The following is a 7,703-nucleotide window of genomic DNA, read 5'->3' as shown; positions in this document are numbered from 1 at the left end:
TAGAACTTATTTCAGAAAAAGCTGTCCTGTCGCGCTCGAATAACCATCTCCAGTGCCATCACGCGCTGCATTGGTTGCCTTGTGCGCTCATCATCCGCGTGTAGCGTCGTTTGGAGTGCGGCAGCATGGCTGCCGCACCAGTCGTGCTCACGATCTGGCGCATGTCACGTCGTTGACCCGGCTGGTCACGCGGATGTCGGGTGCGCTCGTCACGAACGTGGAAAATGAATGAGATGCCTTCATAGTAGATGTTCTTTGAAAAAGGTTCTATCTTGCTCTCAGTCTGCCGGTATGGAAACGAGGATGGATGACGACCATCTCCGGTGCTATCACACGTTGGATTGGGTGCCTTATCCGCCTGGCGTGTGCGTGGCGCAGCATTTGAAGTGCGGCAGCATGGCTGCCGCACCAGCCGTGCACACGATCTGGCGCATGTCAGGTCGTTGACCCGGCTGGTCACGCGGATGTCGGGTGCGCTCGTTACAAACGTGGAATCGGGCGGCAATGAATAAGACACCTTCTCGTAGATGTTTTTTGAAATAGGTTCTAATCCTCGTATCACGTAGTTTGAAGTACGGCAGCTCTGCTTCCGCACCCACCGTGCTCGCTGCCCGGCGGGTGTTGCAGCGGCCACTCTGCTGATGCGGGGACGATGTATGATCTTTTCACAATCATCTGGTGAGGCGACACGCCCTGGATCAGCTCCCTTCTCCATTCACTAATCCACGTGTCGCGTAGTGTGGAGTGCGGAAGCCATGCTGCCGCGTGCGGTTTCTTCCCACCGTCTAGCATACAAACCCGCCAGTTCAGATGTCGCTTCAGACTGTTGAGCCTCATCTGACTGTATGACACTTCTCAACAGCAACACCTCGCACCAATTCGTTGCCTGCGTATGCGATGGTATAATGCAGCTATGGCAAAAACACGTACTGTCTTCGTTTGTCAACAATGTGGTGCTCAGCAAAGTCGCTGGATGGGGAAGTGTCCTGAATGCGGCGCGTGGGACAGTCTGGTTGAGCAGATTGTTACGCCTGCCCGTGGCACAGGCGGTCAGCGGGCTGCTACTGTCGGCCAGAATCAACCGATCCGACTGCGCGATGTTCCCCTGACCGACTTTCAGCGGCTGCCCGTCTACGCCGACGAGTTTGCCCGTGTACTCGGTGGTGGCCTGGTACCCGGCTCGGTGGTGTTGATCGGTGGCGACCCTGGAGTAGGAAAATCAACCCTGCTGGGTCAGGTAGCGGCCCATTTTGCGGCCAGCGTGGGGCCAGCCCTTTACGTGAGTGCCGAAGAGTCGGCGCAACAGATTCGGTTACGCGCCGAACGATTAGGATTAACTGCCGATGACCTCTTTCTCCTGGCCGAAACATCACTTGATCTGATTATTGAACATATCCGTCATTTACGGCCACGACTGGTGATCGTCGACTCGATCCAGACGGTCTATCTCCCCGAATTAACCAGTGCAGCCGGTAGTGTCTCGCAGGTACGCGAGGGTGCCCTTCGCCTGATGCAACTGGCGAAAGAGACCGCCATTCCGATTGTGCTGGTTGGTCATGTAACGAAAGAGGGAGCCATCGCCGGCCCACGTGTCCTCGAACACATTGTTGATGTCGTGCTCTACCTCGAAGGCGACCGGTTTCACCAGTTTCGCCTGTTACGCGGGGTCAAAAATCGCTTCGGTAGCACGAATGAAGTGGGCGTCTTTGAAATGACCGGTGATGGTCTGCGTGAGGTGCGTAATCCATCGCAGGTCTTTCTGGCCGAACGGAATACGCAAAGCCCTGGCTCGACGGTGACCGTGACGCTAGAGGGAACCCGTCCGTTACTGGTGGAAGTGCAGGCGCTGACTTCCCATACCGGGAATGCCCAACCCCGGCGTACCACCAATGGCTTTGATCTCAATCGCCTGCTCATGCTGACAGCCGTGCTCTCCAAACGAGTAGGGCTGCCGTTATTCAATCAAGACCTTTATGTCAACATTGTCGGTGGTCTGCGTATCGGTGAACCGGCAGCCGATTTGGCAGTTGCCCTGGCGATTGCGTCCTCATACCGCAACCAGCGGATTGATCCCGATCTGATCTGCCTTGGTGAAATCGGGTTGTCAGGCGAACTGCGTAGTGTCAGTCAGCTTGAGCGTCGCCTGAGCGAAGCAGCAAAGCTGGGATTTCGGCGAGCAATTGTGCCCGCACATTCTACGCTTGACCGGGCAGACGGTCTCACCATTACACCAGTACGCTCACTAGCCGAAGCGGTCGAACTCCTCACCCGCAAAGGAACAGCTTCGTCATCCTCGCCAGCCATCGAACAAGGGTGAGCTATGAGACTAAGTCTCGATCTTATCGTGCGTTTATTCGGTTTTAGTTGGATGGCCTATCTGGGGTTTTGGGTTGGCCATTCACTCTCCGGCCCAACACCAAATTCCGAGCAAGTACTTGCTACCCTGCTTCTCACCCTTGCCGGTGGTGGTCTTGGCCTGATTCTGGCCCCGCGTATCATCGCCGACCCACTTCGTTCCCTCTTTCGTCAGGCACGCACTATACCGTTGCACGAAGTTGTTCTGATCACGATAGGGATTAGTATTGGTGGTGTTCTTGGTGCATTGTTCACAGTGCCGCTGGCTATGTTGCCGGCACCGTATGGTAATCTGTTGCCGGGCATTGTGACGGCAATCCTGGTCTACTTTGGCGCTGCAATCCTTTATTTACGCAAGCGTGAGTTTGTTGATCTGGTGAACCGTTGGCGACAGCCACGCTCACAGCCAAACTCCCCCCCCCAGTCTTTACATTCCGAATCTCCCTCTGCGCTACCATCAAGACGTCGTTACCTGCTTGATACCAGCGCGATTATCGATGGCCGGATTGCAGCCGTGGTGCGTACCGGGTTTATGGAAGGATCGATCCTGATCCCCTCGTTTGTGCTGACCGAATTGCAAATGCTGGCCGACTCAAACGACGACTTGCGACGACATAAGGGCCGTCGTGGGCTTGAGTTGCTCAATCAGATGCAACAATCATCGCCTTTGCCGATTGAAATTGTCAGTCACGATGTTCCCGACTCGCTGCGGGTGGATGACAAGTTAATCGAATTGGCCCGGCAGTATCACTGTCCAATCATTACCAACGACTATAATCTCAATCGAGTTGCCGGTTTGCAGGGCGTAACAGTCTTGAGCATCAATCAGTTGAGCGATGCCCTCCGTCCACCGGTTATGCAGGATCAGCGACTTCAGGTGTTGATCCGCAACGAAGGCAATACCCGCCAGCAAGGGGTCGGCTATCTTGATGACGGAACACCAGTGATCGTTGAGAATGCCCGACATCTTATTGGCCACACCATTGAGGTTGTAGTCACTCGTATCCATCAAACCCAAACTGGACGTCTGGTATTTGCAATTCCGGTAGAGGAAACCTGATGCGCGCAGTCATTCAGCGAGTCCGCGAAGCATCTGTCACCGTCGCGGGTGAAGTAGTAGGAGCGATTGGCAATGGCCTGTTGATCCTGCTCGGCGTGTGCCATACCGATACAGCGGAAGATGTAGAGTTGCTGGCAGAAAAAATTGCTCAGCTGCGGATTTTCAGCGATCACGAGGGTAAGTTTAACCTCTCCCTGCTCGATGTTGGTGGGGCCGCGCTGGTCGTATCGCAGTTTACCCTCTATGCCGACACGCGCAAGGGTCGTCGTCCCAGCTTCACGGCGGCTGCCCGACCTGAGATTGCGGCACCACTGGTTGATACTTTCGCCGCTACACTCCGGACACGTAATATCCCGGTTGCTACCGGTGTCTTCGGTGCTATGATGCAGGTCGCTCTGATCAACGACGGCCCCGTCACCCTGGTCATCGACAGCGCCGAACTACGCCTGCCGCGGCGAGCAGGTGGTAGAGCTGACAGCTAGTCGTTCAACTCTCGCAGCCTGACACCCAACCCGGTCACATCCGAATTAATATCATTCAGGTATAATGTGAGAGTATGGAATCGACAACGTTTCGCATCCAGCGAGAAGCAGATGTCTACGTTGCGCTGAGCAGTGGTCGTCGCCTGGCTACTGAATTACAGTTTAGCGAAACCGACCGCACCCGCATCGAGATCTGTATTCTCGAACTGGCTCACAATCTGATACGACATGCCGGTGGCGGCGAGATGACGATCACTGTGCTGCGACGCGACGATCAGACGACAGGGATCGCAATCGAAGCCCGCGATAACGGCCCCGGTATTCCTGATATTGAGCTGGCTCTGCAGGATGGTTACAGCACGACCCATTCGCTTGGTGCCGGTCTACCTGGCGTGCGTCGGTTAATGGATGATTTTCACATCCAATCAACACCAGGTCTTGGAACAACAGTACGTGCAGTGAAGTGGCGGACAACACGCCGATAATGAGGAACTATGAAACTCTCGTGGGGAGCAGCGCTGCGTCCAAAAGCAGGCCAACACATCAGCGGTGACGCTTATCTGGTCTTACCCTATGCTGACAATCAACTGTTAGCTGCCGTTATTGATGGACTTGGCGGTGGTGACGCGGCCGCTGAAGCAGCCCAGCGCGCTGTTGCCGTTCTGGAACGCTATCCAACACTTGAATTAACCGAGTTGATGCGCCAGGCCGACCGGGCGCTTGTCGGTAGCCGTGGCGCAGTGATGGCGCTACTTCGCCTCAATGCCGATCAACATACTGCTGAATTTGTGGGTGTCGGGAATATTGGTGCGCAGGTGTATAGTGATCTGCTGATAAAACCCATCTCAAAAAACGGGATTGTCGGTTATCGCCTGCCACAACTCCTGCGCCTGAGTTATACATACAATTCTGGCGATACCTTCGTTTTATACAGTGACGGTATATCAAGTCGCTTTACTACCGAGATGCCGCCTGATTTACATCAGTCACCACAACACATCGCCGATGAGATTCTGCATCGCTTTGGCAAGGATAGCGATGATGCAACTGTGGTTGTGGTACGCAGTGAATAACGGAAATTACCGACTCAGCTTATGAATCCCACACTCAGTCAATGGCTGCACACCCGGCAGACAGCGATCCTCGACAACTGGCCAGATCAAAACGAAGCCATAACAGGGAACGTGGTTATCCAACCGCGTCTGGAAACGCAACGCCTGGTGTCGGCCCTGATTGCCGCTGCTGAGGGGAATGAGTTACCACTGCGTGATCTGTTCAGTGAGTGGGTTGCGACTGAAGCGGACGTTGGCCTACCGGTCATGGTGCGGAACTTCCAAAACCTGCATCGTACTGTTCGGGCCACACTTATCCAGGATACATCCGGTCTGACTCTTATCGATGAGCTGGCCGATCTGTTTGATCAGGCGATTGCGATACTGGTTGAACTCTGGACTGAACACACCAGCCAGCTCATTCACGAACGTGAATTCATTGCCGCCAGTCTCGATGCTGCTTCAGCAGCAGCCGATCAGCGAGCACTGCAACTGAAGGCACTCAACGACATTTCTCAACGTCTCTCTGCGACACTCGACCGCGACACCTTGATTGAAATTGTCATCGATAGCCTTCATCGCCTCACTGAAGCGCATCACGTCGCTCTCTGGCTGGTCGATTATAAACAGCGGATCAGGGTTGTTGCCAGTCGTGGGAGTGATGATGGCCCGCCAGTTGGTTACATTTTGCCGGATGCTAATCCAACTGTTCAGGCTGCATTTCATAAAGGTGTTTTCTGGCCTGCTCTTCCTGCCGACAATATGCAGGAGTGGATGATTACCGGTTGTAGTGTGCTTATTATTCCTATGATCGGCGGCGAGCGTTTGATTGGTGCCGTAACCCTGCAGGAACTGCACAATCCGCTCGATCTACGCTTTATGCAAGACCTGGCCCAAAGCATCGCCAGCCAGGCAGCGATTGCACTGCAAAATGCCGAACTCTATCACACCATTCGCACACTCAATGCCGATCTCGAACAGCGTGTCATCGAGCGTACCCGTGAGCTTGAAGAAGAGAAAGATCGGCTGGCCACCCTCCACGCGATTGCGGCACAGGTAAACCAGACCCTCGATCTGGATCAAATCCTCAATAACTCGTTGACGATGCTGGCCCGCATTGTGCAGGCCGAACATGCATCGATTCTGCTCACTGAAGAGGATAATCCCAGCCTGCTAGTCACACGCGCTATTCTGGGCACGAAGGTTTCACCCGACAATACAGTACGCTTTGCAATTGGGCAGGGCATTGCCGGTTGGGCAGCCCAACACGGCCAGACCGTGCTTGTTCCTGATGTTGCCGAAGATGAGCGCTGGATCACGATCCCCGGCAGCAGCCGGAAGCGTGAGGGATCGATGATCGCTGTACCGCTCTTCGTGCAGGGTGAGGTGATCGGAGTAATGACCCTCTCCCATTCCCAGACCCATTTTTTCCACGAGGGCCATGTACGCCTGCTCAATGCCTGTGCCGGTGCGATTGCAATTGGGATCAACAATGCCAATCTCTTCCGCATGATTAGCACAGAAGCTGAACGTCGTTATGAGCTACTTGATCGCCAGCAAAAAGAGACCAGTCAGATTGCGGCTATCTTGCAAAGCCTGCTCGATGGCGTGATCGTGTGCGATCTGTACGGCGGCGTGATTAGCATTAATCAAGCAGCCAGCCGTATTCTGCACCGACCACTCGAAGAGTTACTGCTCTGGAATCTGCGCGATGTTATTCAACGCTACCTCGGTAGTCACGCGGCTGAACTGCCACTGGACGATTTACTACGTCGGCCTTTGTCTGTCAATGGTGAAGCACGAACCTTCACGACAACGGCTAATGTCGGTGGTAAAACGGTCAATTTCTCGCTCAGTCCGGTACTAAAGGAAAATGATGAGCTGCTCGGTGCACTGCTGGTGTTACGCGATATTACCCGCGAAGTGGAAGCCGACCGGATGAAGAACGAGTTTATCGGCACAATGTCGCACGAACTACGCACACCCATGACGGCTATTAAGGGATTCACCCAGTTACTGGCCATGGGTGGCCTCGGCCAGCTCAACGACACACAACGCGAGTTCGTGAATACCATCTACAGTAATACCGAACGTATGATTAATCTGATCAACGATGTGCTTGAAATTACCAAGATCGAGTCGGGTAGCATTGATCTTGAATGGCGTTCGCTACATCTCGCTGAGGCGTTGAGTGGAGTAATTGCTGAGCTGCAACCACAGATTACTCAGCACTGCCATCAACTTACGATCTCAATCCCGCCGGGCTTGCCTCTCATCAGAGCAGATGCGATGCGGTTGCACCAGATTCTGTACCATGTGTTGCTGAATGCAGTTAAGTACACCCCAGCCGGTGGCTCGATCACGATTGCTGCCCGTGAAGTGATGAACATTGATATTCCAGAACCAACGCGCAGTACCCTGAGTGAGAATCGTCGCTATCTTTTGTTCAGTATCAGCGATACTGGCGTCGGTATTCGCCCCGAAGACCTGCCGCGCATCTTTGACCGGTTCTTCCGCGGTGAAAACTCGCTCAAGGTAGAGGCTGGCGGTACCGGCCTTGGTCTCTCTATTGTCAAACCCCTCGTCGAATTACTCGGTGGTCGGATCTGGGTCGAGAGTACGGTCGGCGTCGGTAGCACCTTCTCGATCATTATGCCGATTGCCGGTGAACATGCCTGATCCGTCTGCTGACTGAGGTCATTATGGCAGAGTATGCTATAATGCGCATTCATAACATCGACATAACCTCACTAC

General features: G+C 54.1%; 6 protein-coding genes. All 6 read left to right on the top strand.

Annotated elements, in window-relative coordinates; all coding sequences use genetic code 11:
* Window positions 1–913: 913 nt before the first annotated feature.
* Window positions 914–2,317: a DNA repair protein RadA gene (gene radA, locus VAE55_RS06150; protein ID WP_322814922.1), complete on the top strand. Its 1,404-nt coding sequence runs from the start codon at window positions 914–916 to the stop codon at window positions 2,315–2,317.
* A 3-nt stretch (window positions 2,318–2,320) separates the two neighbouring features.
* Window positions 2,321–3,415: a PIN/TRAM domain-containing protein gene (locus VAE55_RS06145; protein ID WP_322814921.1), complete on the top strand. Its 1,095-nt coding sequence runs from the start codon at window positions 2,321–2,323 to the stop codon at window positions 3,413–3,415.
* Window positions 3,415–3,897 (top strand): D-aminoacyl-tRNA deacylase, encoded by a 483-nt coding sequence (gene dtd / locus VAE55_RS06140; RefSeq protein ID WP_322814920.1) that lies wholly within the window; start codon window positions 3,415–3,417, stop codon window positions 3,895–3,897. Before VAE55_RS06145 ends, dtd begins: the two co-directional genes overlap by 1 nt.
* 74 nt (window positions 3,898–3,971) lie before the next feature.
* A complete protein-coding gene (locus VAE55_RS06135; RefSeq protein WP_322814919.1) occupies window positions 3,972–4,382 on the top strand; it encodes an anti-sigma regulatory factor in 411 nt (136 codons plus the stop codon).
* 9 nt (window positions 4,383–4,391) lie between these two features.
* Complete coding sequence (locus tag VAE55_RS06130) at window positions 4,392–4,970, top strand: SpoIIE family protein phosphatase (RefSeq protein WP_322814918.1); 579 nt, start codon at window positions 4,392–4,394, stop codon at window positions 4,968–4,970.
* Between the two features lie 21 nt (window positions 4,971–4,991).
* Window positions 4,992–7,628: a GAF domain-containing protein gene (locus VAE55_RS06125; RefSeq protein ID WP_322814917.1), complete on the top strand. Its 2,637-nt coding sequence runs from the start codon at window positions 4,992–4,994 to the stop codon at window positions 7,626–7,628.
* Window positions 7,629–7,703 lie beyond the last annotated feature (75 nt).

It is taken from the genome of Chloroflexus sp. (assembly GCF_034432675.1).
Classification (GTDB): Bacteria; Chloroflexota; Chloroflexia; order Chloroflexales; family Chloroflexaceae; genus Chloroflexus.
This window is presented reverse-complemented; position numbering and strand designations above follow the sequence as displayed.